The 24,977-nt window shown below is 63.4% G+C and carries 22 protein-coding genes and 1 pseudogene; 15 read left to right on the top strand and 8 right to left on the bottom strand.

Annotated elements, in window-relative coordinates:
* Positions 1-23 precede the first annotated feature (23 nt).
* The 3 genes from gabT (at position 24) to PCJ21_RS19585 (ending at position 4,429) form a co-directional block, all read left to right on the top strand.
* Complete coding sequence (gene gabT, locus PCJ21_RS19595) at positions 24-1,313, top strand: 4-aminobutyrate--2-oxoglutarate transaminase (RefSeq protein ID WP_269933115.1); 1,290 nt, start codon at positions 24-26, stop codon at positions 1,311-1,313.
* Between the two features lie 96 nt (positions 1,314-1,409).
* Positions 1,410-2,849 (top strand): NAD-dependent succinate-semialdehyde dehydrogenase, encoded by a 1,440-nt coding sequence (locus PCJ21_RS19590; RefSeq protein ID WP_269933147.1) that lies wholly within the window; start codon positions 1,410-1,412, stop codon positions 2,847-2,849.
* Between the two features lie 29 nt (positions 2,850-2,878).
* The gene (locus tag PCJ21_RS19585; protein ID WP_269933114.1) at positions 2,879-4,429 is read left to right on the top strand and encodes an acetolactate synthase large subunit; all 1,551 of its coding nucleotides are present in this window, start codon (positions 2,879-2,881) and stop codon (positions 4,427-4,429) included.
* A 77-nt stretch (positions 4,430-4,506) separates the two neighbouring features.
* Here the strand turns inward: PCJ21_RS19585 and PCJ21_RS19580 are convergent, their stop codons facing one another.
* The 3 genes from PCJ21_RS19580 to PCJ21_RS19570 all read right to left on the bottom strand — a co-directional run bounded on the left by PCJ21_RS19580 (position 4,507) and on the right by PCJ21_RS19570 (position 8,921).
* Positions 4,507-5,205, bottom strand: a complete 699-nt coding sequence (locus tag PCJ21_RS19580; RefSeq protein ID WP_269933113.1) for an IS6 family transposase — start codon at positions 5,203-5,205, stop codon at positions 4,507-4,509.
* A 199-nt stretch (positions 5,206-5,404) separates the two neighbouring features.
* Positions 5,405-7,201 carry a DegT/DnrJ/EryC1/StrS family aminotransferase gene (locus tag PCJ21_RS19575; RefSeq protein WP_269933112.1) on the bottom strand — a complete coding sequence of 599 codons (1,797 nt, stop codon included), beginning with the start codon at positions 7,199-7,201 and terminating at the stop codon, positions 5,405-5,407.
* Between the two features lie 70 nt (positions 7,202-7,271).
* Complete coding sequence (locus PCJ21_RS19570) at positions 7,272-8,921, bottom strand: B12-binding domain-containing radical SAM protein (protein ID WP_269933111.1); 1,650 nt, start codon at positions 8,919-8,921, stop codon at positions 7,272-7,274.
* Positions 8,922-9,009: 88 nt separating this feature from the next.
* Between PCJ21_RS19570 and PCJ21_RS19565 the strand changes: the two genes are divergently transcribed.
* The 5 genes and pseudogenes from PCJ21_RS19565 to PCJ21_RS19545 all read left to right on the top strand — a co-directional run.
* A complete protein-coding gene (locus PCJ21_RS19565) occupies positions 9,010-9,672 on the top strand; it encodes an acetyltransferase (protein ID WP_269933110.1) in 663 nt (220 codons plus the stop codon).
* 196 nt (positions 9,673-9,868) lie between these two features.
* Positions 9,869-10,711, top strand: a complete 843-nt coding sequence (locus PCJ21_RS19560; RefSeq protein WP_269933109.1) for a hypothetical protein — start codon at positions 9,869-9,871, stop codon at positions 10,709-10,711.
* Complete coding sequence (locus PCJ21_RS19555) at positions 10,708-11,661, top strand: hypothetical protein (RefSeq protein ID WP_269933108.1); 954 nt, start codon at positions 10,708-10,710, stop codon at positions 11,659-11,661. The genes PCJ21_RS19560 and PCJ21_RS19555 overlap by 4 nt, the downstream gene beginning before the upstream one ends.
* Before the next feature lie 60 nt (positions 11,662-11,721).
* Entirely contained in the window at positions 11,722-12,339 is a 618-nt protein-coding gene (locus PCJ21_RS19550; RefSeq protein ID WP_269933107.1) for a WbqC family protein, read from the top strand.
* 49 nt (positions 12,340-12,388) lie between these two features.
* Positions 12,389-12,547, top strand: a pseudogene (locus PCJ21_RS19545) (IS6 family transposase); the annotation flags it as partial.
* Positions 12,548-12,618: 71 nt separating this feature from the next.
* Here PCJ21_RS19545 and kynU read toward each other — a convergent pair.
* From kynU to PCJ21_RS19525, 4 genes are all read right to left on the bottom strand, one after another.
* The gene (gene kynU, locus PCJ21_RS19540) at positions 12,619-13,866 is read right to left on the bottom strand and encodes a kynureninase (protein ID WP_269933106.1); all 1,248 of its coding nucleotides are present in this window, start codon (positions 13,864-13,866) and stop codon (positions 12,619-12,621) included.
* A gap of 18 nt (positions 13,867-13,884) precedes the next feature.
* On the bottom strand, positions 13,885-14,808 hold the full coding sequence (locus tag PCJ21_RS19535) for an ABC transporter permease (RefSeq protein ID WP_269933105.1): 924 nt from the start codon (positions 14,806-14,808) through the stop codon (positions 13,885-13,887).
* 5 nt (positions 14,809-14,813) lie between these two features.
* On the bottom strand, positions 14,814-15,593 hold the full coding sequence (locus tag PCJ21_RS19530) for an ABC transporter ATP-binding protein (protein WP_269933104.1): 780 nt from the start codon (positions 15,591-15,593) through the stop codon (positions 14,814-14,816).
* 65 nt (positions 15,594-15,658) lie between these two features.
* Positions 15,659-16,645, bottom strand: a complete 987-nt coding sequence (locus tag PCJ21_RS19525; RefSeq protein WP_269933103.1) for an ABC transporter substrate-binding protein — start codon at positions 16,643-16,645, stop codon at positions 15,659-15,661.
* A gap of 151 nt (positions 16,646-16,796) precedes the next feature.
* Between PCJ21_RS19525 and PCJ21_RS19520 the strand changes: the two genes are divergently transcribed.
* The 3 genes from PCJ21_RS19520 to PCJ21_RS19510 all read left to right on the top strand — a co-directional run bounded on the left by PCJ21_RS19520 (position 16,797) and on the right by PCJ21_RS19510 (position 19,170).
* A complete protein-coding gene (locus tag PCJ21_RS19520; RefSeq protein ID WP_269933102.1) occupies positions 16,797-17,576 on the top strand; it encodes a GntR family transcriptional regulator in 780 nt (259 codons plus the stop codon).
* Positions 17,573-18,541, top strand: coding sequence for a threonine ammonia-lyase (locus PCJ21_RS19515; protein ID WP_269933101.1), 969 nt, complete (start codon positions 17,573-17,575; stop codon positions 18,539-18,541). Before PCJ21_RS19520 ends, PCJ21_RS19515 begins: the two co-directional genes overlap by 4 nt.
* 98 nt (positions 18,542-18,639) lie before the next feature.
* Entirely contained in the window at positions 18,640-19,170 is a 531-nt protein-coding gene (locus PCJ21_RS19510) for a MarR family winged helix-turn-helix transcriptional regulator (protein WP_269933100.1), read from the top strand.
* Positions 19,171-19,186: 16 nt separating this feature from the next.
* Here the strand turns inward: PCJ21_RS19510 and PCJ21_RS19505 are convergent, their stop codons facing one another.
* Positions 19,187-20,161 (bottom strand): GlxA family transcriptional regulator, encoded by a 975-nt coding sequence (locus PCJ21_RS19505; RefSeq protein WP_269933099.1) that lies wholly within the window; start codon positions 20,159-20,161, stop codon positions 19,187-19,189.
* A gap of 105 nt (positions 20,162-20,266) precedes the next feature.
* Here PCJ21_RS19505 and PCJ21_RS19500 point away from each other — a divergent pair, with 105 nt between their 5' ends.
* The 4 genes from PCJ21_RS19500 (at position 20,267) to PCJ21_RS19485 (ending at position 24,974) form a co-directional block, all read left to right on the top strand.
* On the top strand, positions 20,267-20,815 hold the full coding sequence (locus PCJ21_RS19500) for a cysteine hydrolase family protein (RefSeq protein ID WP_269933098.1): 549 nt from the start codon (positions 20,267-20,269) through the stop codon (positions 20,813-20,815).
* A 198-nt stretch (positions 20,816-21,013) separates the two neighbouring features.
* On the top strand, positions 21,014-23,341 hold the full coding sequence (locus PCJ21_RS19495) for a bifunctional salicylyl-CoA 5-hydroxylase/oxidoreductase (protein ID WP_269933097.1): 2,328 nt from the start codon (positions 21,014-21,016) through the stop codon (positions 23,339-23,341).
* Positions 23,338-24,129: an SDR family NAD(P)-dependent oxidoreductase gene (locus tag PCJ21_RS19490; protein WP_269933096.1), complete on the top strand. Its 792-nt coding sequence runs from the start codon at positions 23,338-23,340 to the stop codon at positions 24,127-24,129. The genes PCJ21_RS19495 and PCJ21_RS19490 overlap by 4 nt, the downstream gene beginning before the upstream one ends.
* A 2-nt stretch (positions 24,130-24,131) precedes the next feature.
* Positions 24,132-24,974: an enoyl-CoA hydratase family protein gene (locus PCJ21_RS19485; protein WP_442866051.1), complete on the top strand. Its 843-nt coding sequence runs from the start codon at positions 24,132-24,134 to the stop codon at positions 24,972-24,974.
* The last annotated feature ends 3 nt before the right edge of the window (positions 24,975-24,977 follow it).

Genomic DNA, 24,977 nt, shown 5'->3' with positions numbered 1-24,977 from the left:
GACTTTCTTCAGGGGTGACCAGAATGACCAGAGCAGCAGAATTGCAAGGCCGCCAGAAGGCCGCCGTCGCCGGCGGCGTGGGCACGCGCGGCATCTATGCCTCGCGCGCGGAGAATGCCGAGCTCTGGGACGTCGACGGCAAGCGCTACATCGACTTCGCCGCAGGCATCGCCGTCAACAACACCGGCCACCGCCACCCGACCGTGATGCGGGCAGTACAGGAGCAGGCGCAGCTCTTCACGCACACCTGCTTCCACGTCGCGCCCTATGAAGGCTATGTGCGCCTCGCCGAACGCCTCAATGCCATGGCGCCCACCGGTGCCGAGAACCGCACCATGCTGGTTACCACCGGCGCCGAGGCGGTCGAGAACGCGATCAAGGTGGCGCGGGCCTACACCCGGCGCGCCGGCGTGATCGCCTTCGCCGGAGCCTTTCACGGCCGCACCATGCTCGGCATGGCGCTGACCGGTAAGGTCGCGCCCTACAAGAAGAACTTCGGCCCGTTCCCGGCGGAGATTTACCACGCGCCGTTCCCGAACGAATTCATGGGCATCGGCGTCGACGATGCGATCGAGGCGCTGGAGCGCCTTTTCGCCGCCGACATCGATCCCGAGCGCATCGCAGCCTTCATCGTCGAGCCGATCCAGGGCGAAGGCGGCTTCAATGTCGCGCCGAAAGAATTCCTCGTCCGGCTGCGCGAGATCGCGGACCGCCACGGCATCGTGCTGATCGCCGACGAGGTCCAGGCAGGCATGGCGCGCACAGGCAAGATGTTCGGCTTCGAGCATGCCGGCGTGCGGCCTGACATCGTCACCATGGCGAAGGGACTTGCCGGCGGCTTCCCGCTGTCCGCCGTCACCGGCAAGGCCGAGATCATGAACGCCGCCCATCCCGGCGGGCTCGGCGGTACCTATGCCGGCAACCCCCTCGCCGTTGCCGCTGCCAACGCCGTGCTCGACGTCATCGACAGCGAAAACCTGTGCGCGCGCGCCGCAATGGTCGGCGACCGCATGACCGCGCGCCTGCACGGCATTGCTGAACGCCAGGGCATGGAGCGCATCGGCGATGTTCGCGGCCTGGGCGCGATGGTGGCCTTCGAACTGGTCGAGGACCGCCAGTCGAAAAAGGCTGCCCCTGAACTGACCGGCCGCATCGTCGCCGAAGGCGAAAAGCGCGGTCTCATCCTGCTTTCCTGCGGCACGCGCGCCAACGTCATCCGGCTTCTTGCACCATTGACCATCGGCGAGGACACGCTCGACGAAGGCCTCGACATCCTCGAGGCCTCGATCGAAGCGGCAGTCGCCGCAGCCTGATCACGAGCGATGCGCGGCGGCGACATGCCGCGCATCGCCCGACAACCGGGCCTAGACGTGAGCGCCCGACCGAACGCCGAAGCGGAGCAGCAGATCATGACGACCTATCCCGACACACCGCTCCTTATCGACGGCGTCTGGCGCGGCGGGGCCGAAGGCCGCGCCATCGCCGTGGTCGATCCCGCCACCGGCGAGGCGATCGGCAAGGTGGCCCATGCCACCCGGGTCGATCTCGACGCCGCGCTTGAGGCAGTGGATCGCGGCTTCGGCGTCTGGAGCGCGGTTTCGGCCTACGAGCGTTCGAAGATCATGCGCCGCGCGGCCGATCTTTTGCGCCAGCGCGCCGACACGATCGCCACCATCATGACCCGCGAGCAGGGCAAGCCTGTCGCCGAGGCGAAGGGCGAGGTGATGGCCGCGGCCGACATCATCGACTGGTTCGCCGAGGAGAGCCGCCGCACCTATGGCCAGATCATCCCTGCCCGCGCGCCCGGCGTCACCCAGATGGCGATCAAGCTCCCGGTCGGTCCGGTGGCGGCCTTCACGCCGTGGAATTTTCCCATCAATCAGGTGGTGCGCAAGCTTTCCGCGGCGCTAGCCGCCGGCTGCTCGATCATCGTCAAGGCGCCCCAGGAAACACCGGCCTCCCCGGCCGAGCTCATCCGCGCCTTTGTCGACGCCGGCGTGCCGGCAGGTGTCGTCAACCTGGTCTACGGCGTTCCGGCCGAGATTTCGGAATACCTCATCGCCCATCCAGTCATCCGCAAGATCTCCTTCACCGGCTCGACACCCGTGGGCAAGCAGCTTGCCGCCCTTGCCAGCCAGCACATGAAGCTTTCGACCATGGAGCTCGGCGGCCACGCACCCGCCATCATTTTCGACGACGCCGACATCGACAACGCGGTCAAGGTCCTTGCCGCCTCCAAGTTCCGCAACGCCGGCCAGGTCTGTGTGGCACCGACACGCTTTCTCGTGCAGGAAGGCGTCTACGACCGCGTGCTCACCGCCTTCACCCGGGCGGCGGAGACGATCAAGGTCGGCAACGGACTGGACGCCGGAACGCAGATGGGGCCACTGGCCAACGAGCGCCGCATCCCTGCCCTGGAGGCGCTGATCCGCGACGCCGTCGACCACGGCGCCGACCTCAGGACCGGCGGCCGGCGGATCGGCAACACCGGCTATTTCTTTGCCCCCACCGTTCTCTCGAACGTGCCGCGCCACGCCCGCATCATGAATGAGGAGCCGTTCGGCCCGGTCGCCGTGTTCGCGCCGTTCTCGACGCGCGACGAGGCCATCGCCGAAGCCAACCGCCTGCCCTTCGGCCTCGCTTCCTATGCCTTCACGCGCTCTTCCGAGACGGCGCACCAGCTTGGCCTGCGCATCCAGGCCGGCATGACGACCATCAACCACAACGGTCTGGCCTTGCCTGAAGTGCCGTTTGGCGGGATCAAGGATTCCGGCTACGGCACCGAGGGCGGCTCGGAAGCCATAAATGCCTACCTGACGACCAAGTTCGTCTCCCACATGGCGGCTTGACCGCAGGCTCGATCAGCGAGGAGTACCCCATGAACGGTGCCGACATGCTCTGCGATGTCCTTCTTATTAATGGCGTGGACGTCTGCTTCGCCAATCCCGGTACGTCGGAGATGCATTTCGTCGCCGCGCTCGACCGCAAGCCCCAGATGCGATGCGTCCTGGGTCTCTCGGAAGGCGTCGTGACTGGCGCTGCCGACGGCTATGCCCGCATGGCCGACAAGCCGGCAGCCACGCTCCTGCACCTGGGACCGGGCCTCGCAAACGGCCTTGCCAATCTGCACAACGCCCGGCGCGCGCGTACGCCGATGGTCAACATCGTCGGCGATCACGCCTCCTACCACCTGCAGTACGACGCGCCCCTGACCAGCGACATCGAAGGCCTGGCGCGCCCGATGTCGCATTGGGTCGGGCGTGCCGGCGGCGCGCGCGACGTCCGCGCTCGCACGGAAGAAGCGTTCGAGGCTGCTCTGATGAAGCGCGGCGTCGCGACGATGATCCTGCCCGCCGACGCTGCCTGGAGCGAGGTCCAGCCGGAACCGCTCCAACCGGTGACGCTGCCGGCGCGTCCGGCGCTTTCTCCCGAGGCGCTCAAGGCCGCGGGCGCGGCCCTGCGCAGCGGCAAAACTACGGTGATCATCCTTGCCGGGCGCGCCCTTCGCGCCGCCGCCCTCGAAACCGCCGGCAGGATCGCCGCGGCTACCGGTGCTGCGCTCTTCTCGCAGACTTCGGACCGCACCGAGCGCGGCGCTGGCCGCGTGGCGGCAAGGCCGGTGCCCTACAACATCGATCTCGCCGTCGCGGCATTGAAGGAGTTCGAGGTCGCCATCTGCCTTGGCGGCAGGCAGCCGGTCGGCTTCTTTGCCTACCCGCACAAGCCAAGCACGATGCTTCCGCCCGGCTGCGAGGTGATCGAGCTCGCCGGCCATGAACATGACCTCGGCGAAGCGCTCGAGCTGCTTGCAGAGGAGGCCGGCATCCGCGCAGACGCACCGTTCGTGCCCAACAGGTTCGTGCAGCCCGAGATCGCCGCGCCGACCGGGGCGCTGAACGCGGATTCAATTACCATCGCCGTGGCGCGATCCCTGCCGGAAAACGCCATCATCTGCGAGGAATCGATCACCTCCGCTGGCAAAATGGCGGTGCTCGCCCCCGGCCTCAACCCGCATGACCACATTCCGTTGACCGGAGGCGCCATCGGCGAAGGCATTCCACTCGCCACGGGCGCGGCGATCGCCTGCCCGGACCGGAAGGTCATCGCCCTTCAGGCCGACGGCAGCGGCATGTACACCCTGCAGGGGTTGTGGACCCAGGCGCGCGAGAACCTCGATGTCGTGACCATCATCTTCGCCAACCGCGCCTATGCGATCCTGCAGGGGGAGATGCGCAATGTCGGCGTCAACGATTTCGGCCGCAATGCGCGGCGCATGCTCGATCTCGACAATCCCGAGCTGGACTGGTGTTCGCTCGCGCGCGGCATGGGCGTCGAGGCAGGCCGCGCCTCGACCATTGAACAATTCACCCGCCTGTTCGACACCGCCCTCGCCCGCAAGGGACCGTTCCTCATCGAGGCGATCATCTGAAGAAGTATGATGGGAGCACCCAAGGTTGTGTTGCAAACTTTTTGATAGCCGCAGAATGGCCGATCACTTGGCGGATTTCAGGCGGCGATCGTCTCGAACTGCTCTTTCAGCGAAGGGGCTGAATTGCAGGCGAAGCGGCCCTGCAGCTTTCGCATCATCTGAACCATCTCGATGCCAGCCAGAGTAGCGGTTGCTGCCACGAACACCTTGAAACCCAGCATCGGACGGACCCGCCGCTTGATGCGCCGATGATCCTGCTCTATCCGGTTATTGAGGTACTGGCTCTGGCGGATGCAAATCAGCTTCAGTGATTGCCGCGACCGATCTCGTAGACGGTTCTGTGCATCGCAAGAGATGATCGCTTCCCGATTGGTCTGGCTGCCGTCGATGACGATACGATCCGGTCGCCCATGGCGCATCAAAGCCTTGCGTAGAAAGCGCTTGGCCGCAGGCAGATCACGTTGCTCGCTGAACCAGAACCCGACCATGGCGCCGGCGCTATCAATGGCTCGGTACAAATACATCCACTGGCCTCGAACCTTGATATACGTCCCATCCATATGCCACTTGCAGTGGACTGCTCGTTTGCGCCTATTGAAACGATCTAGCAGCACGGGCGAGAAGTGGATTACCCAGCGATGGATTGTCGAGTGGTCGATGCTGATGCCGCGCTCAGCCATTATCTCCTTCATATCCCGTAGGCTCAAGCCGTAAGCCAGAGACCAGCGAACGCACAGCAAGATCACCGATTGGTCGAAATGTCGGCCTTTGAACATGCAGCGATCTCCAGAGATCGGAGATGTCCTCATGCCAGCCGGTCGTTACCGAAGAGTTTGCAACACAACCCAGCCAATTGCTCTAGGAGAGACTCGGGTGAACTAAACTGAAACCAACACGATCTCCGGCAGACCCGCCACGGTTCATTGGCTGAGCGCGCCCTGTTCCCCGTCATCAAATTGGCGCGAGCTCACCCAGTCACCACATTGGGCCAACGCCACTCGCTACGGCATTGACGACACGGCTGATATCCACATCAGAAAGATCGGGGGCCACCGGCAGGCCAATCAGGCGACTGGCGACATGCTCCGTATTAGGCAGCGGGTCGCGAGGGGCACGGCTGAGATAGGGCTCACGATGCAGACCAAGCCCATACCAGAAACGACAGCCAATTCGCGCGTCGCGCAGCATCCGTTCGACCGCTGCCACCTCCTCGGCACTGTCGCTTTCGAACAATGCGTAACACGACCCGATCTCCGGGGCCGCGACGATCCTGCCAGCGAGGCCGCAGCGTTCGGACAGCCGACGGTATGTCTCGGCGACCCGGCTGAAGCCGGCCGCCTTTGCACCCCAGCCATCGAGTTCCGCAAGGCCGACAGCAGCATGGTATTCGCTCATCTTGCCATTGGTACTTGGCAGCCGGCTTTCACGAGAGCCGAGGAAGCCGAAATTGAGCGAGGCGTGAAAGCAATCGAGGAACTCAGCGTCCGTGCTCAACGCAGCCCCGCCCTCTGCGGTCCCAAAGGCCTTTGTCGCGTGGAAACTCACGACAACCGGAACATTGCCGAGGAACTCCGCGGGCGACTCGAGGATGCGGTCGAAAGCTGCGGCAGCGTCGATGATGACCGGTATTCCGGTGGCTTGCGAAAACTCCTGCCACGGCGCTTGTCGTACGGGACGGCCATAAGGTGCCGTGACCAGGACAATCCCTGTCTTGCCGAGCATCGGATGGTTTCTGAGCATCGCTGGTTCGAGCGCCCAGGAAGCCGGATCTACGTCGACGAGATATGGCTGGTAGCCGGCCTGTTCGGCAGCAGCCGCCGTCGCCACGAAGGTATAGGCAGCACAAAGCGCCAGCGGTCGGGCAGAGTGCGCGCGGCCCGCCGTTGCGAGAATCGCGCCATGAAGCGCCGAGGTTCCGGACGAGGCAAGCCGCAAGCAGTCGGGGCTTGCGCCGACGAAACTTGAAAGTCGTTTCGTCAGAAGTCTGACCATATCGCCGGTGTTGGAGTACCAGCGGTTGCGATCAATCATCGACAGATAGGGCCGAAGACGCTCGGCAGAAGGCAATTTCGGGCGGCTTACGGGGATTTTGTTGTCCGTTTCCGCTCGAATTTCCTCTGTTCGATCATTGGAAATCTCGGACAAGCCGACGTGCTGTCTGAGGGCATAGGCCATCAGTTCGTAGAGCCCATAGTCGGCCCGAAAGCCGATGGAGCGCCCCGCCAGTCCCGTGAGAAATCGCGCCAGATCGTCGTAGGAAACATGAAACAGATCGTCCCGCTCCCAGTCGACGATCTTTGACATCACATTGAACACGATTCCGCCCCGTGCCTTGCTCCAGAGCACATCCAAGGTGGCTGTCATGTAGCGCCACATGGCGTCATGATCGAGCGTGTGCTTGACGTTGAAAAGGCCGTTGGCGAAGACATAATCGCACGACAGAACGTCCGGGGCACTGTCTGGACAGTCGAGTATGTCCGAGGCGTGAAAGGGCACGCCCGGGAACTTCGTTCTGGCCATGGCGAGAGCCGACTCGGACCGATCCACGCCGATGTAAGTGATGTGGTCTAGGCCCCGGTCACGGATATGCCGGTAAAGCTCGCCGGTCCCGCACCCGAAATCGACCAGGGTAATCGGACGTCCTCGACTTGCCCTGTCGATGATCTCTAGGCCAACGGCGAAGCGCACCGTTCGGCCTTGCTCGTCCGGCCATGCCGCGCCGCGGGCCGTGTCGCCATGGAGCGCGAGACGGCTATCATAATAGTCAAGCAAGATACGGGAAGCGTCCATCGACCGGCTAGGCACGTACTAAGCGAATGGCGTGGGACGGCATGATTGAAGCTTATTCGGCCGCCAGTGGAAACTCGCCCGGCTGCGCTATGCCGAACGTCTTACGCTCTTGCCTGGCGATGTTGTAGTAATGCCAGTGAATTGCGCAAAGTTGTACGAAACTCGGAAACGGAATGGCGTCACCGCCCAGCCGCAGATTGTCGCCAACATAGGAACGAAGATAGGCGAGGCCCACTTCGCGCAGACGTCCATGCCTGGCCAACTCGCGGACCAGCTTCGCGGCCATCATCCAACCGCCAACACGCCGCGCCATGGCTTCGGTCAAAGTCGGCCGGCGAAACGTCGCCGCTAGCGCCGCCCGCCGCTTGCGGAACGAGTCCGATGCCTTGTAGCCGTGCAGCAGACGACCGAAAAAGGCATTTGGTTCAAACAGCCTGAGCATCAAGGCTTCGTGCCCGCTGGCAAGCTCTTCGCGGCTCATCTGCTTTGGCAGGAATGCCACTTCGGGGTGGCCGAAGTCGAGACGGCCTTCCGCCTTCAGCCTGTCATAGAGCGGAGTGGACGGAATCGGCGTGAGGATGCCGACGATCGCCTGGGCGATCCCCATCTCCTGGATGAAAGCATACTGCTCGTCGAAAATCTGCGCGTCGTCATTGTCGAACCCGACGATAAAACCTGCCGTGATCACGAAGCCGCTGTCACGGATGCGCCTCAGCTTGTCCACCAGGCCGTCGCCCCGCGTGTTCTGGGTCTTCAGCGTCTCGTTCAGCGAGGCAGCGCGAGGCGATTCAACGCCGGTGAATATCTGCAGGAAATTCGCTTCCAGCATCAGGTCCATGAGTTCCTGATCGTCCGCCAAATTGATGCTGACCTCGGTGAATAGCTGCAGCGGGTAGTCATTCTGCTGCTGCCATTCAATCAGCTTGCGCAGGAACTTCTTGGCCTCGACCTTGTTGCCGATGAAGTTGTCATCGACGAGGAAGCAGACGCGAAATCCTGCCCGCCGCACGCCTTCCAGCTCCCGGATGAGCTGTTCGGAGGTTTTCAGGCGCGGACGCCGGCCGAACACCGTGATGATGTCGCAGAATTCACAACGGAATGGGCAGCCGCGTGAAAACTGTATCGAGGCCATCATGTAATGCTGCGACTTGATGAGGTCGTAGCGCGCCGGCGGGACCGTCGACATGTCGGTCCGGTCCTTCTGCCGGTACAACTCAAGCGTCGGGGCGCCCTCGGCAAGCGCGTTTATGAAGGCTGGCCAAGTCTCTTCAGCCTCGCCGACGAAGCGGACATCGCAAAGGCCGGCAAACGATTCGGGCTGGACCGACACATAGGGGCCGCCGACCACCACGACCCCTGGCATGCTTTTGAGCTTGTGCAGCAGCTCCTTCATCCGCTTGTCCTGGATGATCATCCCGGTCAGCCCGATGATATCGAAGCGGCGCAGGTCGTCGAAGTCGATTTCCTCGATGTTTTCGTCGATCAGTTCGATGTGATGACCCTGCGGCACGAGGCCTGCCAGCGCCGGCAGGGCGCCAGTGACCATCCAGCAGCGCTTGTCGCCATGCATCAGCGGCAGCGCATGGTCGTGCCCCCAGAAGGATGGTTCAAATTTCGGATTTATCAGACAAATAGCAAGAGTTCGCCGCCTGGTTGCGGCGCCATCCCATTGAAACTCTACGCTGCTTTTGATCACACTCACGGTTTTCTCTTGGCATGCGTGCCTGTCATATGCAACGACGGCGCCAGTAAATCCCACCGGTATTACACTTGAAAGAAGTGTCCAGCGCATGGCTGATATCGTTATTTTCGGCGCCGGCCAGATTGCCGAGGTAGCGAAGACCTACATCGACGCACATGGCCCGGACCGGGTCGTCGGCTTCACTGTCGATGCCAGCTATAGAACTATGGGCAGCTTTGCGGGCCTACCGCTGGTGTCGTGGGAAACACTTGAGCAACATTATCCGCCGGGCCAGGCGAAGCTCCTGGGGCCGCTCAGCTATCGTCGCCTGAACGAATTCCGTCGCGACCGCCATCTGGAGGGAGTGAGGCGGGGCTATTCCTTTGCAAGTTTCATACATCCCGCATGCCACATCTATACGACGGCGATCGGCGAGAACTGCTTTATCCTCGAAGGCAACACGCTGCAGCCGTTTGTCCGGGTCGGCGCAGGCGTCATGATGTGGAGCAACAACCACATCGGACACCACAGCGTGATCGGCGACTATAGCTTTCTGGCATCCCATGTCGGGCTGGGCGGCAGCACGAGGATCGGCGAGCGTTGCTTCCTGGCTGGCAAGGTCGGCGTCGAGAATGGCGTGACTGTCGGCGACGGCTGTTTTCTCGGCAGCCGGGTTCTGGTGACCCGCGACTTGCCGGCTGAGAGCGTCATCCCGGCTCGAGGCGATCCGGTCGGGCCCTATCCTGCGTCGCGCATCAAGAGACTGATCTGAACACATGGCTGGTGGAGATAGTAGAGCCGCAGCGTTGCGGACCAACCCGTGGCGTCGCGAGGGTCTTGTATTGGCGCCGCCTCGTGAGCACCGATGGTGGCTGAGCCATGCGCAAGCGCCTACCATACTCCGTCTGAGCGACCGCCATTGGCGGGTCTACTTCGCCGCCAGAGCAGAGGGCCCTCGAAGCCGCATCATGTATGCGGATCTTGACCCATTGGACGAATTTCGTGTCCTGGGCGTTTCCTCGGAACAGGTGCTGGAGGATGGACCGCCGGGAGCCTTCGACAGCCACGGCATGGGGCCAGCAACGGCATTGATGGTCGGCTCTCAGGTCTACCTCTATTACACCGGGATGGTTCGCGGGGCCGATCTGCCTTACCAATTGGCAATTGGGCTGGCTGTCAGCGATGACAATGGGCACAGCTTCAGGCGAGTTACCGACGGGCCGCTTTTGGCCACCGGCCCGCATGATCCGTGGTTCATGTCGACGCCATGCGTTCGCCAGACATCCAGCGGGTTCGAGATGTGGTACTCCAGCGGCGTCGGCTGGCGCGAGACCGATGGGCAGTTGGAACCGCACTACGCTTTGCGACATACGCGTTCGGACGACGGTATTTTCTGGAGCCTGAACACACGGCTGGTAATCGGTCTCACAAGAGAGAGCGCCGGCTTGACACGGGCTTCGGTTCTGCACGGAGGCAGTAGCCGGCATCTATGGTTCTGCAGTCGTGGCGCGCAACGCTTTCGAGAGCCTGGCCAGACTGCCTATCGCCTGCAGGGAGCCACCCTTTGTGAGCGAGGGCTGGCCGAGATAGGGCGCCAGGAAGTTGCATTTGCGAACCCTCCGTCCAGGGAGGACTGGGACGAATGGATGCAGGCCTACCCCGCGGTCGAGGCCTTGGGAGAGGATCTTGTCATGCTTTACAACGGCAACGGGTTTGGCCGCGGCGGCTTCGGTCGAGCCAGGCTTCCAGGTGGCGCACTGCTGGTCGGGCCCAACTCCAGCACCCCCAGCCACAACAAGATGCACGCATGACCACCGTCGAGTTCCGCATTCCGATTTCGGCCACCACCGGCATGTTTTCGATGGTACGCTTGGCAGCCATGTCCCTGGCGCGGCTTGGCCCTCCTTTTTCGAGCGCGCGGATTATCGTGTCGGTCGGCGACGGTGCAGACTACGAGACGGTGCTGCGGCAGGTGCCATGGAGCCATGACTATCCGCTGGAGTGGCGCATCGCCGATCACGAGAGCGTTCGGGTCAACCCGCTGATTGCATCGGGCAATGATCGCTATGAGGAAAGCCCGCGAGCCGATGTTGTCGTCATGTGCGATGCCGACACTTGCGTGGTCAATCGCTTCGACAATCTGCTCGCGGCGCTTGTCAGTGCACCGCCAAGCGTAGCCGGACTGCAGGCGCATTTCCAGCCGTGGCCCAAACCGATTGCAGCCATCAACGATGCGCTTTGGAACAGTTTGCTGGCGAGGATCGGCGTTGTCGGAGAGTGGAAAGACTTGGGCTATTCGCTGGCATCGGACGGCAGTCGGGGTCGTTGTCCCGCCTATTTCAATTACGGCTTCGTCGCATTCAACCGGCTTGCTTTTCAACGGATCGCGCCACTTGCCGCAAAATATTCCGAGATTGCCCGCGAGTTCCTGATAAGCGAGTATCCAGAAGGCATCGGCTTTCAGGCACAAATCGGGTTGTCCCTGGCCATCGCCGCCAGCGGCACCAACGTCATCCAACTCGGCCACGCCTACAATTGCGCGAACGACGATCTCGTACTCGCCAACGGTCTCGGCGACCTAGATGAGGTCAAGGTGATTCACTATTTGAGAACACAGGAATTCGATCGAAACAGATTCTTGTGTGACCGCCAGAGCTTTCAATCATTCACCGCGGTACCGCTCAAAAACCCGATATCGGAGAAGTTGCGGCGGCACGTAGTCGGCCTTGCCAATGCGTTCTACCCAAATGTCGGAGGGTGAGAGGCGTTGCAGCGCAGTCCGGCATTTGACACTTCAGCGAGGGACGGCGTCGTCGCCGTCATGCAGCCCTATTTCTATCCGTATGGAGGGTACTACCGGCTTCTGGCTGAGGCAGACTGGTTCGTCATCTTTGACTGCGTGCAGTTCAACCGCCGCGGCCGCGTGCACCGCTGTGAGGTCCATGGTCCGCAGGGCAAGCCCGAATGGCTCACCTTGCCACTTGCCCACCAGCCACGGGATGTATTGATCAGGAACCTGGCTTTCGCCGGCCCTGCCAGGGCCGAACTGGATCGACGGTTGCGGCGCCACGAATGGTTGACGGCAGGCAGGGGCTACGCGGCCGAAGCGGTCTTGGATCACCTCCATCAGCCGTTGTCCGGGGTGGTCGATTTTCTGGAAGCGGGGCTGCGGCTGGTTGCGGATCTTCACACCTTGCCCGCAAAGATCGTGCGAAGCTCCAGTCTCGCAATCGATACTTCGCTGCGCGGCCAGGATCGGGTAATCGCGATCGTCCAGGCGCTGAACGGCAGCGCTCATCTCGCCTCACCAGGAGGCCGGAAACTATATTCACAAGCAGTTTTTGCTGAAGAAGGGCTGTCGCTTGACTTCCTGGCACCCTATCACGGGCCGCATGTCAGCGTTCTACATGCGCTTCATGCAGGAACGAACATATCTTAGCACTGCGCTTCGCGCGCCTGCCGACCGTCTGTTTGGATGGACCGCCATCCGGCGGGTCCGTCCGATGCTGGGTTTCAAGGCGTTCGTGGCAGCAACCGCTACTCTGGCTGGCATCGAGATCGTTCAGATGATGCGAAAGCTGCAGGGCCGCTTCGCCTGCAATTCAGCCCCTTCGCCGAAAGAGCAGTCCGAGACGATCGCCGCCTGAAATCCGCCAAGTGATCGGCCATTCTGCGGCTATCAAAAAGCTTGCAACACAACCTTCTGATGCGCTTCTGATCACGTCACCGCCGACCTGACGGCGAAGCGGGGATCCTGCCAGGCGCGGCTGCGTAGGATGTCTTCGAGCACGGCGACCGCGTTCCAGACGTCCTTGAAGCCGATATAGAGCGGCGTGAAGCCGAAGCGGATCGTTGCCGGGGCGCGGAAATCGCCGATCACGCCGCGCTCGATCAGCGCCTGCATGATGGCGTAGGCGTTTTCGTGCTCGAACGACACCTGGCTGCCGCGCTTGTTGCCGTCACGCGGGCTTTCAAGCTTGAGCCCGAAACCGGCGCACTTCGCCTCGACCAGATGGATGAACAGATCGGTCAAGGCGATGCTCTTCTTGCGAAGAGCCTGCATGTCGACGTCCTTCCAGGTGTCGAGCGCGCCCTTCAGCGCGCGCATCGACAGGATACCTTGCGTGCCGCACTGGAAGCGGCGGATGCCGGGATCGCCGGCATAGCCCTGCTCGAAGGCGAAGGGCCGGGCATGGCCCCACCAGCCGCTGAGCGGCTGCCGTGCTTCGGCCAGATGGCGCGTGGCGACATAGATGAACGCCGGCGCACCGGGGCCGCCATTGATGTACTTGTAGGTACAGCCGACGGCAAAGTCGGCATTGGCCCCGTCGAGATCGACAGGCAGCGCACCCGCCGTGTGGCAGAGATCCCAGACCACCAGCGCGCCAACGTCATGGGCGCGCTTGGTCAGGGCCTTCATGTCGCGCAATTCACCCGACTTGTAATTGACGTGGTTGACCAGGACCACGGCGACGCTGTCGTCGATCAGTTCCTCGATCGCCGGGGCATCCACCCCTTCGAGCCGCAGCACCGCCCCCGGACGGGTCGAAGCCACGCCTTCGGCCATGTAGAGGTCGGTCGGGAAGCTGCCGCCTTCAGCAACGATGACGTTACGGCCCGGCCGCAGCCCCATCGCCGCGTGCAGCGCCTTGTAGACGTTGATCGAGGTCGTGTCGGTGACCACGGTCTGGCCGGGGGCAGCGCCGATCAGGCGGCCGATCTGGTCACCCAGTTCGACAGGCATGTCGAACCAGCCGGCAGTGTTCCAGCTGCGAATGAGGCCATGGCCCCATTCGTCCCTGGCGGCCTTGTCGAGTTCGCCGTAGGCGGCGGCAGACGCCACGCCCAGCGAATTGCCGTCGAGATAAATCAGCCCCTCGGGCAGGACAAAGCGGTCGCGCATCGGACGCAGCACGTCGGCAGCATCCATCGCCTCGATCGCGGCGAGATCCGGAATTCCACTCATGATGCAGGCAGTCCTCGATTATTCGCGGATGGTTTCGCGTGCTTGTGCGGGTCCGCGGCTGCGGCGCAGGCTCGGCAGGGCCAGCATGGCCAGAACGAACAGGCCGGTCGCGAGCTTGAGATCGGGGGGCGGCATGCCGGCGGCCAGACAGAACGACACCAGCTGATAGTAGACGACCGCACCGACGAACGGAGCCGCGAGTTGGCGCAACACCGTCTGCTTGCCGACGATGGCTTCGCCGATCATCAGCGCCGCAAGGCCGTTGATCAGGATGCCGAGGCCCATGTTGACGTCGGCGAAACCCTGCGACTGCACCATCAGCGCACCGCTGGTCGCCGAAAAGGCGCTGGCCATGCCGACGCCGCCGATGGTGGCGACCCAGACATTGATGCCCTGTGCCTCGGCCATGTCGGGGTTGGCGCCAACAGCGCGGATGGCGGTGCCCTTCTCGGTCTTGAAGAACATGTTGAGCAGGATGAAGACGATCGCGCCGATCAGGCCGGCGACGATGATCTTGCTGGCCGGGAAACCCGGCTGCACGAACGGCGCCCAGTCGAATACGGTGGGCGCGCCGAAGACCGACAGGTTCGACTTGCCCATGATGCGCAGGTTGATGCTGTACAGCATCGTCATCATCAGGATGCCGGCGAGCAGCGTGTGGATGCGGAAGCGCAGGTGGATGAAGGCGGTGCAGCAGCCGGCCAGGAAGCCGGCGATGATCGCCACTGCTATGGCCGTCAGCGGGGAAGCGCCAGCGGCCAGCAGCACGCCGCAGACGCAACCGCCGAGCGGAAACGCGCCTTCGCTGGTCAGATCCGGGAAGTTCAGCGTCCGGAACGGAATCATGATGCCGAGCACGACGAATGCCAGGATCAGGCTCTGCGCCAGGGTGACGGGGATTAGCGAGACGAAGCTCGAAAAAACAGTCTGGATAAAGTCCATGATGATCAGCTCGCCAGCAGCATGCGGTCGGTTTTCACGGAGAAATGGCCGATCAGGTCGACGACCGTGACGTTGGCCTTTTCCTCGCCGGAGATCTCGAGCCGAAGCTTGCCAGCGTCGAGCATGATGACGCTGTGTCCGAAATCGACGGCGTGCTGCATGTTGTGGGTCACCATCAGCGTGGTGAGCTTGAGCGCTTCGACGGCGCGAACGGTGGCCTGCATGACGATGTCGGCGGTGCGCGGGTCGAGCGCAGCGGTGTGTTCGTCCAGCAAGAGAACATCGGGCTGACCGCCAACCGCCATGATCAGCGACAGCGACTGGCGCTGGCCGCCCGACAGCAGTTCGACGCGGGTGTCGAGCCGATTTTCCAGGCCGAGGCCAAGCAGCGCGAGGCGCTCCTTATATTCGGCCATGCGCCTGGCGTTGAGGCCTTGGCGCAGGGTGCGCTTCTTGCTGCGCAGATCGGCAAGCAGCATGTTTTCGGCGACCGTCATCGAGGCGGCCGTGCCCTTCATCGGATCCTGGAAGACGCGGGCCAGGCGCATGGCGCGGGTATGGACCGGAGTGTCGGTCACGTCGTCGCCATTGATCAGTATCTTGCCGGAGTCGAGGACCAGGGCGCCCGAGATGGCATTGAGCATGCTGCTCTTGCCCGCGCCGTTGGAGCCGATGACGACGCCGAACTCGCCGGTCGCCAGTTTGAGATTGAGATCGTCCAGCGCGACTTTTTCGTCAGCCTGGCCCTTGTAGAAGACTTTACGCGCAGATCGGATTTCGAGCATCCGTCCCTCCCGAGGACGACGACGGCGTCCATGACGCCGTCGTCTCGTTTGAAGAAGATCGAGGATCAGTCGACGATGCAGCCGCACTCGGCGAGCGAAGCCGGGATTTCGATGCCGAATGCCGCCATCGCCTTCTTCGAGATCAGCGCGGCATGGTCCTCATAGGCCGGACGCGAAGGCGCGATGGTCTTGGGGTCCTTGCCCTTGAGGATTTCGGCAGCGATCTTGCCGGCGTTGACGCCAACCTGCTCGTAGTTGACGGCGAAGCTTGCCGGCACGACACCGTCGCGCACGGCGTTGTCGTCGGCATTGACGACCGGGATGCCCGCCTGGCGCGCCGCAGCCGACACTGCCGGGATCGCCGGCTGGATCAGGTTCGAGGTCGGGCCGTAGATCACGTCGACCTTGCCAGCCAGCGAGGCGATGCGCTGCTGGATGTCGTTGACGTTGTCGATGCCGACTTCAACCACTTCGAAGCCTGCGGCAGGTGCTGCTTCCTTGATCTTCTCGACCAGCGCGACGTCATTGGCTTCGCCCGGATTGTACGGCACGCCGAAACGCTTGGCGTTCGGCAAAAGCTTCTTGGTGAATTCCATCACCGCCTTGACGTCCTGCAGATCGGTTGCCCCGGTCATGCCTTCATCGCCAGCTTCCCACGACGGGACCAGCTTGGCGGCGACCGGGTCGGTCACGGCGGAAAAGACGATATTGATGCCCGAACCGGCGAGCGCCTTCTTGGCGATCTGCGACACCGGGGTGGTGACGGTGTACATCAGCTTCGGCTGTTCGGCCTGAAGCTTGGCGATCATCTGGGGAACCAGCGACGCATCGAAATTGGTATGGCTTTCGGTGAAGACGACGTCCTTGCCTTCGACATAGCCATTGTCGGCCAGCGCCTTCTTGAAGCCGGCGACAGCAGCGTTGAGTTGCGGGTGCTCGCCGAAATTGGCGATGCCGATCTTGATCGGGTCAGCGACGGCGGCACCAAGGCTGACAGCGAGCGCGCCAGCGAGAACCAGGCCCGACATCAGACCGGACTTCAAATTTCTCATCTATTCCTCCCAGATTGACAAGCACCGCTCCCCTGAACGGCAGCATGGGACAATCATGAGCAGTCCCGAGAGGTCTGTCAAACATTATATATAATTCTTGCCACGCGCTCCCATGATATATAATTTTTGCAGCAGACACGGATGGACAGCGATGCAGGACGACGAGCACTCCACCAAGACCGAAGCGGCCTACCGGCTGCTGCGACGCGATATTCTGACAACGCGACTGCTGCCTGGAGCCCCGCTCAAGTTGAGCGCGCTCCGCACCGCCTATGGCGTCGGCTGGACGCCGCTGCGCGAAGCTCTGTCGCGGCTCGAGGCCGAGCGCCTGGTGACCGCGATTTCCAATCGCGGCTTTGCCGTTGCCCCGGTATCGCGCGGAGAGCTCGAAGACCTCGCACGAGCGCGCATGGTCGTTGAAATCCCGTTGCTTGTTGAGGCCATGGAAAAGGGCGACAGCGAATGGGAAAGCGCTGTCGTCACCGCCCATTATCGCCTGTCGCGCTGCAAGACCGCCGTCGAAGACCCTTCGGACGAAGCCGTCGACGCATGGGACGAACGGCATGAAGCGTTTCACTCGGCGCTTTTGAGCGCTGCAGATTCGAACTGGTTGCTGCGCTTTCGCTCGACCATTTCCGACCAGTTGCGCAGGCATCATCGCTTTCTCGGGCTGGCACCGACGTTGCGCGCCGCCGAGGGACAAAAGGACGGCTACGAAGAGGCGATGGCGGCACTGCAGGAAGCCCAGTCCATCGGCCCGCACACGGCGCTGATGGAAGCGGCGCTCGACCGGAATTTCGACAAGGCAAAAGCTTTGATGGCGGACCACATCGGCTACACCGTGCACGTTTATGTCCACACCGAAGACAAGAGCGGCAACAGGCATGCTGCCCGCGCCGGCTCGCTGAAATCGCGGACGGCAGCAGAGTGAACGCGCCTCGTCGCCCGACCATTTCGGAGATAGCCGCAGCCCGCAGCCGCATCGCCCCCTACATGCCGCGCACGCCGCTTGTGCGGCTCGATCTCGGCCTGCCCGACCGGCAGATCTTCCTCAAGCTCGAAACGCTGTCGCCCATCGGGGCGTTCAAGCTCAGGCCGGCGCTCAACGCGCTGCTTTCGCGTGATGCGGATGCCCTCGCCAATGGCGTGGCCACCACCAGCTCCGGCAACATGGCCTATGGCATGGCCTGGGCCGCCAACAGGCTTGGCGTGCCGATGGCCGCCTACATGTATTCAGGCGCGCCGCAGACCAAGATATCAGGCGTCCGCCGCCTCGGCGGCGAGGTCCGCTTCATCTCCATGGAGACATGGTGGCAGTACATCATCGGCGCCGATCGCCCGGATTTCCCGGAGCTGCTGATCAACCCGGTGACCGACCAGGCCGTGCTTGCGGGCAACGGCACCATCGGCATGGAAATCATCGAGGACCTTCCCGAGGTCGACGTGGTGCTTGCGCCCTATGGCGGCGGCAGCATGACCACGGGCGTCGCCAGCGCGGTGAAGACCCTCAAGCCACAGGCAAAGATTTTCGCCGTCGAGGACGAGAACGCCGCGCCGGTGACGGCAGCACTTGCCGCCGGCCGTATCGTCGACATCGAAACACGCCCCTCCTTCATCAAGAGCATCGGCGGGCCATCGCTCGTGCCGCAACTCTGGCCGGTGGCGCGTGAGCTGGTCGACGGCGCCGTGACAGTCAGTCTCGACCAAGTGACCGAAGCGATGCGGCTGTTGTTTTCCAAGGCCAAGATCGTCGCCGAAGGCGCCGGCGCAGCATCGCTCGCGGCGGCCATCACAAGCGAGCATGCAATCGGCAACGTCGTTTGCGTCATTTCGGGCGGCAACATCGACGCGACGGCCTATGCCACCGTGCTGGCCGGCGGCATCCCCGAGCCTTGAATATTTCAAGCTTGTACGACCGAACGAAACGGCACTACAAAAGCTGTTCGGGCCGGCACGTCTCATGCCGGGCCGCGGGAGTGAGGAATGACCGCCAGATGACGCCTGAGCAGGACAAGACGAACGAGATTGCGACCGAATGGGTCGACGGCGAAACCAAGGTGCTGGAGGCTCCCGGCGACCATGGCGCCGAACTGCGCCTGTGGCTGCGCCTGCTGACCTGCTCGACGCTGGTCGAGACCGAAGTGCGGCGACGCCTGCGCGAGGAGTTCGATTCGACCCTGCCGCGCTTCGACCTGATGGCGCAGCTCGAAAGGGCAAAGGACGGAATGGTACTTGGAGAGGTTTCCAAGCGCATGATGGTCTCGCCCGGCAACATCACCGTTCTGGTCGAACGGCTCGCCGAAAGCGGCCACATCAGCCGCACGACCTCGCCCACCGACCGTCGCGTCCAGATCATCGCGCTGACCCCGTTCGGGCGCGCCGAGTTCGAAAAGATGGCCGCCGCCCATGGCGACTGGATCGCCGACCTGTTCGGCGGCCTGGGGGCACACGACAGCGCGGTCCTGCTCGACGAACTCGCCAAGCTCAAGCGCTCGATCGTCGCCTCGCTCGGCAAAGGCGCATAGGCCAGCGGGCGACCGTCTATGCCCTGAACCTGCCCCGGTAGTCGCTCGGTGTCAGGCCGACGATGCGCGTGAACACCTTTCGGAACGCGCCGGCGTCGCCATAGCCGACCTCCCAGGCGACCTTGTCGACCGACTGCGCGGTGAACTGCAGCAGTTCGCGTGCCTTGCCGACGCGCAGGCGCTGGCCGTATTCGGTCGTCGTCAGCCCGGTCGCCTTCTGGAAACGGCGCAGGAAGGTGCGTTCCTCCAGCCCCGCGAGCCCAGCCAGGGTGGCGAGACTGAAATCCCTGCCCTCGCTCGCCTGCAGCCAGTGCTGGACCTTGAGGATGGCCGCGTCGCCATGGCTTAGCCGGGGCGCAAAGGCACTGTAGTAGCGCTGCTCGCGTCCGGGCGGATCGAGCGCCAGCACCCGCGCAGTCTCGATCATCACGGTCGAGCCCAGGAAGCGGTCGACCAGCCTGAGGCCCAGGTCGGTCCAGGCCATCAGGCTGCCGGCGGTGATGATGTCGCCGTCGTCGATGAGCAGCCTGTCGGTGTCGAGCCTCGCCTCGGGAAAGCGCAGCCGGAACGCCTCGTCATAGACCCAGTTCGTCGTCACCGCCCGCCCGGCCAAGAGCCCGGTTTCGCCGAGCACGAAAGCCCCGGCGCAGACCGACGCCAGCACCCCGCCGGCAGCATGGCGCTGGCGCAGCCAGCCGGCGACAGGAGCCGCAACTTCTGGCGCTATCGGATCACCCAGGGCCGGCGGCGCGACATAGACCGCCGGCACGCCCGGCGCGCCTGGATGGCTGTCGAACACACGAACCGGCGCCTGCTCCAAGTGCTCGGCGCGCCAATGGCTGACACGCAGTTGGTTGGGCGCTGCGGCGCGGCTCTTGCGAACGGCGGTGCGGTTGGCCAGTTCGAAAAGATCGGTCATGCCGAGCACCGCCGACAGTTGCGCGCCCGGATAGAGCAGCAATCCGATCTCGATGACCTCGCCTGTCGTCATTTGTCGAAATCACCCCTGTTTATGTCGATATCGCCAATTGATGCTCACCATAATCCATCGCATCTTCGGTGCAACATTTCCCCACACAGCAAAGGCATCAGGGATATGAGCAAGCGCGCGGTGATCGCCATCGACATCCAGAACGAATATTTTCCCGGCTGCAGGATGCCGCTCGTCGGCATCGAGCAGGCAACTGAAAACGCCGCCCGCGTGATCGAGGCCGCGCGCGCCAAGGGCGATGCCGTCATCCATGTCCGTCACCTGTCAAAGGCGGCGGACGCGCCGATCTTCGCGCCCGGCACCGCAGGCATCGAGATCAACGCCGCGGTACAGCCGGCCGACGGCGAAAAGGTCATCACCAAGAATTACGTCAACTCGTTTCGCGAAACCGACCTCAAGGCAACGCTTGATGCCAAGGGCATCGAGGAAGTGGTCATCGTCGGTGCGATGAGCCACATGTGCGTCGAAGGCGCCAGCCGCGCCGCAGCCGACTTCGGCTACAAGACGACGGTTGTTCACGACGCCTGTGCCACCCGCGACCTCGAATTCAACGGCCAGACGGTTGCCGCAGCCCAGGTTCATGACGCCGTCATGGCGTCGCTCGCGTTCGGCTATGCCGAGGTCACCGATACCGTGAGCATCCTTTCCCGATAACGCAATCAGACCGGCTCCGAGCCACCCCGCGCTCAGCCCCGTCGTCGCCTGCGTTCATTGCCGGCAGCGGGGTATTCTCATGCCCGGTGGAAAATAACTTTAAGCTTGAAGTTTTTTTGAAACCCGTTCATGGTGCCCTGGCGATCAAGGTCGGGCGCCCCCTGCCCGGACCTGCGCAAACCGCGGGAGGAGAACGGCATGCGGATTGTCTGTATCGGTGGCGGACCAGCCGGGCTCTATTTCGCGCTTTTGATGAAGAAGCAGCACCCCGAACACCATGTCACCGTCGTCGAGCGCAACCGTCCCTTCGACACCTTCGGCTGGGGCGTGGTCTTCTCCGATGCCACAATGCAGTCGATGCGCCAGTGGGACCCGGCGACCGCCGAGACCATCGAAGTCGCCTTCAATCACTGGGACGACATCGAGCTGGTGTTCAAGGGCCGCAAGATCCGCACCACCGGCCACGGCTTCGTCGGCATCGGCCGCAAGAAGATGCTCAACATCCTGCAGGAGCGCTGCCTCGAACTCGGCGTCGAGCTGGTGTTCGAAACCGATGCTCAGGGCGACCAGGATTTTCCGGATGCCGACCTGATCATCTCCGCCGACGGGGTGAACTCGCGCATCCGCCACAAATACGCAGACATCTTCAAGCCCGACATGGTGATGCGGCCCAACCGCTACATCTGGCTCGGCACCGACAAGCGTTTCGACGCCTTCACCTTCGACTTCCAAAAAACCGAACACGGCTGGTTCCAGGCCCATATCTACCGCTTCGACGAGAACACCTCGACCTTCATCGTCGAAACAACCGACGACGTGTTCAAGGCGCACGGCATCGACGAGATGGACCAGGACCAGTCCATCGCCTTTTGCGAGAAGCTGTTTGCCGGAACGCTCGATGGCCACAAGCTGATGACCAATGCGCGCCACCTGCGCGGCTCGGCCTGGCTGAATTTCGGCCGCCTGATCTGCGACAAGTGGAGCCATTTCAATGGCCAAAGCCACGTCGTCTTGATGGGCGACAGCGCCCACACCGCCCATTTCGCTATCGGCTCGGGCACCAAGCTCGCCATCGACGACGCCATCGAGCTGACCCGCCAGTTCGACATCATCGGCCACGACAAGGCCAGCATCCCGGCCGTGCTCCAAGCCTATGAGGAAGTTCGCCGCGTCGACGTCGCCCGCATCCAGAACGCGGCGCGCAACGCCATGGAGTGGTTCGAGGTCGTCGGCACGCGTTACGCCGACACGCTCGAACCCGAGCAGTTCATGTATTCGATGCTGACGCGCTCGCAGCGCATCAGCCACGAGAATTTGCGCCTGCGCGACAAGGACTGGCTGGAAGGTTTCGAGCGCTGGTTCGCCGAGCGCGCCGGCGTCGATCCCGCGCCCAACGGCTCGGTGCCGCCGCCGATGTTCACGCCGTTCACGATCCGCGGCCTGACGCTGAAGAACCGCATCGTGATGTCGCCGATGGCGATGTACTCGGCGACCGACGGAGTGCCCGACGATTTCCACCTCGTCCATATCGGCGCGCGCGCCATGGGCGGTGCGGCGCTGGTGTTCCCCGAGATGACCTGCGTGTCGCCGGACGCGCGGATCACGCCGGGCTGCCTGGGCCTGTGGAACGACGAGCAGGCGCAGGCCTTCAAGCGCATGGTCGATTTCGTCCATAACCAGACCCAGGCCAAGATCGGTATCCAGATTGGCCATGCCGGCCGCAAGGGGGCGACCAAGCTCGCCTGGGAAGGCATCGACCAGCCGGTCGAGAACGATGGCTGGCCACTGATCTCGGCCTCCGCCCTGCCCTATCTCAAGCATTCGGACATGCCGCGCGCCATGACCCGCGAGGACATGGATCGTGTGCTTGCCGATTTCGTCAGCGCCACGGAACGCGCCCGCGACCTCGGTTTCGACATCCTCGAACTGCACGCCGCCCACGGCTACCTGCTGTCCTCCTTCCTGTCTCCGCTGACCAATCTGCGTGACGACGAGTATGGCGGCAGCCACGAGAACCGGGCGCGCTATCCGCTCGAAGTGTTCCGCGCCATCCGCGCCGTCTGGCCTGAAGACAAGCCGATCTCGGTGCGCCTCTCGACGCACGACTGGTACGAAGGTGGCAACACGCCCGAGGATGCGGCGATCTTCGCCGGGATGTTCAAGGATGCCGGCGCCGACATGATCGACTGCTCGTCGGGCCAGGTGGTGAAGGAAGAGCAGCCGGTCTACGGTCGTCTGTTCCAGACGCCCTTCTCCGACAAGATCCGCAACGAGATCCAGGTGCCGACCATTGCTGTGGGTGCGATCTCGGAAGCCGATCACGCCAACTCGATCATCGCCGCCGGCCGCGCCGATCTCTGCGCGGTTGCCCGCCCGCATCTCGCCGACCCGTCCTTCGTCATGCATGAGGCGGCGAAGATCGGCTATGCCGAGCAAGCCTGGCCGAAGCAGTATCATTCGGCCCGGGCGCAATATGTGAACAACCTGGCGCGCGCCGCCACAGCGGCCCCGGCAGGCAAGGCGTGAGCGATCAGCGCAAGAATGGGCGCCACGCCCTTGTCACCGGTGCCGGCAGCGGCATCGGCCGCGCCATCGCCGTTGCGCTGGCAGCTTGCGGCCATCGCGTCAGCCTGTGCGGACGGCGGGCGCCGCCGCTGGAGGCCGTTCGCGACGAGATTGCCGCTGCGGGCGGCGAAGCCTTCGTGCTCGACGGCTTCGACGTCACTGATGCGCAGTCGGTTGAGACAGGCGTCGCCAAGGCGATTGCCCAGGCAGGCGACATTGCCGTGTTGGTCAATTGTGCCGGAGAAGCACCCTCCGCGCCATTCGACAAGACCGATCTTGCGCTATGGAGCCGGGTGATAGGCATCAATCTCACCGGCACGTTCCTGGTCACACAGGCAGCTCTTGCCTCGGTCAAGCGCGCCGGCAACGGCCGGATCGTCAATATCGCCAGCACCGCCGGCCTGACCGGTTATGCGTACGTCTCGGCCTATTGCGCCTCCAAGCATGGCGTCGTCGGCCTGACCCGCGCGCTGGCGCTGGAACTCGCTCGCACCGACGTCACCGTCAATGCGGTCTGCCCCGGTTTCACCGACACGCCGCTGCTCGACAATGCCGTGGAAACCATCACCGGCAAGACCGGACGCACGAATGAAGAGGCGCGTGCTACGCTCGCCCGCGCCAACCCGCAGGGGCGGCTGGTGACGCCACAGGAAGTGGCCGACACCGTGCTCTGGCTCGCCTCGGAAAAAGCCACCGCGATCACAGGCCAGGCGATACCAGTCGCCGGCGGCGAGATTTTGGGAGGATGACAATGACCAATCCGATGCAGGACAAGAAGCGTCCGTTCAAGGACCACAAGGCCAAGCACTTCCTGTTTGAGACGGATGCCGACGGTCGAGTTGCCACCATCACGCTCAACCGCCCCGAGAAGAAAAACCCGCTGACCTTCGAAAGCTATGAAGAGCTGACGGATCTGTTCCGGTCGCTGGCGCGCGCCAGCGACGTGCGCGCCGTGGTGCTGACCGGGGCCGAGAACAACTTCTCCTCGGGCGGCGACGTGTTCGACATCATCGAGCCGCTGACGCGCATGTCGATGCCTGATCTGCTCGACTTCACCCGCATGACCGGCGACCTGGTGCGCCAGATCCGCACCTGTCCGCAACCGGTCATCGCCTCGGTCGACGGCATCTGCGCCGGCGCCGGCGCGATCCTCGCCATGGCCGCCGACTTCCGCGTAGCCACACCCGAAGCCAAGACAGCCTTCCTGTTCACCCGCGTCGGCCTGGCGGGTGCGGACATGGGCGCTTGCGGCATTCTTCCGCGCATCATCGGCCAGGGCCGCGCCGCCGAACTCCTGTTCACCGGCCGCGCCATGACGGCCAGCGAAGGTCATGCCTGGGGTTTCTACAACGCGCTGCACGAGCGCGGCGCGCTTCTCGCCGAAGCGCAGAAATTCGCCCGGACGATCGCCGACGGTCCGTGGTTCGCCCATGCCATGACCAAGAAGATGCTCGACCAGGAATGGGCGATGGGCATCGACCAGCTCATCGAGTCCGAAGCGCAGGCCCAGGCGATCTGCATGGCGACCGGCGACTTCCGCCGCGCCTTCGAGGCGTTTGCCGCCAAGGCCAAGCCCGAATTCAAGGGGAACTGAACC

Origin of the sequence: Aminobacter sp. HY435, assembly GCF_027568395.1 — a bacterium.
Taxonomy (GTDB): domain Bacteria; phylum Pseudomonadota; class Alphaproteobacteria; order Rhizobiales; family Rhizobiaceae; genus Aminobacter.
The sequence above is the reverse complement of the archived record's forward strand: the minus strand, read 5'-3'. Positions and strand labels throughout refer to the sequence as shown.

Bases quoted from the DNA above. Each gene is read 5' to 3' on its own strand.
- gabT (WP_269933115.1), top strand. From the start codon at position 24: ATGACCAGAGCAGCAGAATTGCAAGGCCGCCAGAAGGCCGCCGTCGCC.
- PCJ21_RS19590 (WP_269933147.1), top strand. From the start codon at position 1,410: ATGACGACCTATCCCGACACACCGCTCCTTATCGACGGCGTCTGGCGC.
- PCJ21_RS19585 (WP_269933114.1), top strand. From the start codon at position 2,879: ATGAACGGTGCCGACATGCTCTGCGATGTCCTTCTTATTAATGGCGTG.
- PCJ21_RS19580 (WP_269933113.1), bottom strand. From the start codon at position 5,205: ATGTTCAAAGGCCGACATTTCGACCAATCGGTGATCTTGCTGTGCGTT.
- PCJ21_RS19565 (WP_269933110.1), top strand. From the start codon at position 9,010: ATGGCTGATATCGTTATTTTCGGCGCCGGCCAGATTGCCGAGGTAGCG.
- PCJ21_RS19560 (WP_269933109.1), top strand. From the start codon at position 9,869: ATGTATGCGGATCTTGACCCATTGGACGAATTTCGTGTCCTGGGCGTT.
- PCJ21_RS19555 (WP_269933108.1), top strand. From the start codon at position 10,708: ATGACCACCGTCGAGTTCCGCATTCCGATTTCGGCCACCACCGGCATG.
- PCJ21_RS19550 (WP_269933107.1), top strand. From the start codon at position 11,722: ATGCAGCCCTATTTCTATCCGTATGGAGGGTACTACCGGCTTCTGGCT.
- kynU (WP_269933106.1), bottom strand. From the start codon at position 13,866: ATGAGTGGAATTCCGGATCTCGCCGCGATCGAGGCGATGGATGCTGCC.
- PCJ21_RS19535 (WP_269933105.1), bottom strand. From the start codon at position 14,808: ATGGACTTTATCCAGACTGTTTTTTCGAGCTTCGTCTCGCTAATCCCC.
- PCJ21_RS19530 (WP_269933104.1), bottom strand. From the start codon at position 15,593: ATGCTCGAAATCCGATCTGCGCGTAAAGTCTTCTACAAGGGCCAGGCT.
- PCJ21_RS19525 (WP_269933103.1), bottom strand. From the start codon at position 16,645: ATGAGAAATTTGAAGTCCGGTCTGATGTCGGGCCTGGTTCTCGCTGGC.
- PCJ21_RS19520 (WP_269933102.1), top strand. From the start codon at position 16,797: ATGCAGGACGACGAGCACTCCACCAAGACCGAAGCGGCCTACCGGCTG.
- PCJ21_RS19510 (WP_269933100.1), top strand. From the start codon at position 18,640: ATGACGCCTGAGCAGGACAAGACGAACGAGATTGCGACCGAATGGGTC.
- PCJ21_RS19505 (WP_269933099.1), bottom strand. From the start codon at position 20,161: ATGACGACAGGCGAGGTCATCGAGATCGGATTGCTGCTCTATCCGGGC.
- PCJ21_RS19500 (WP_269933098.1), top strand. From the start codon at position 20,267: ATGAGCAAGCGCGCGGTGATCGCCATCGACATCCAGAACGAATATTTT.
- PCJ21_RS19495 (WP_269933097.1), top strand. From the start codon at position 21,014: ATGCGGATTGTCTGTATCGGTGGCGGACCAGCCGGGCTCTATTTCGCG.
- PCJ21_RS19485 (WP_442866051.1), top strand. From the start codon at position 24,132: ATGACCAATCCGATGCAGGACAAGAAGCGTCCGTTCAAGGACCACAAG.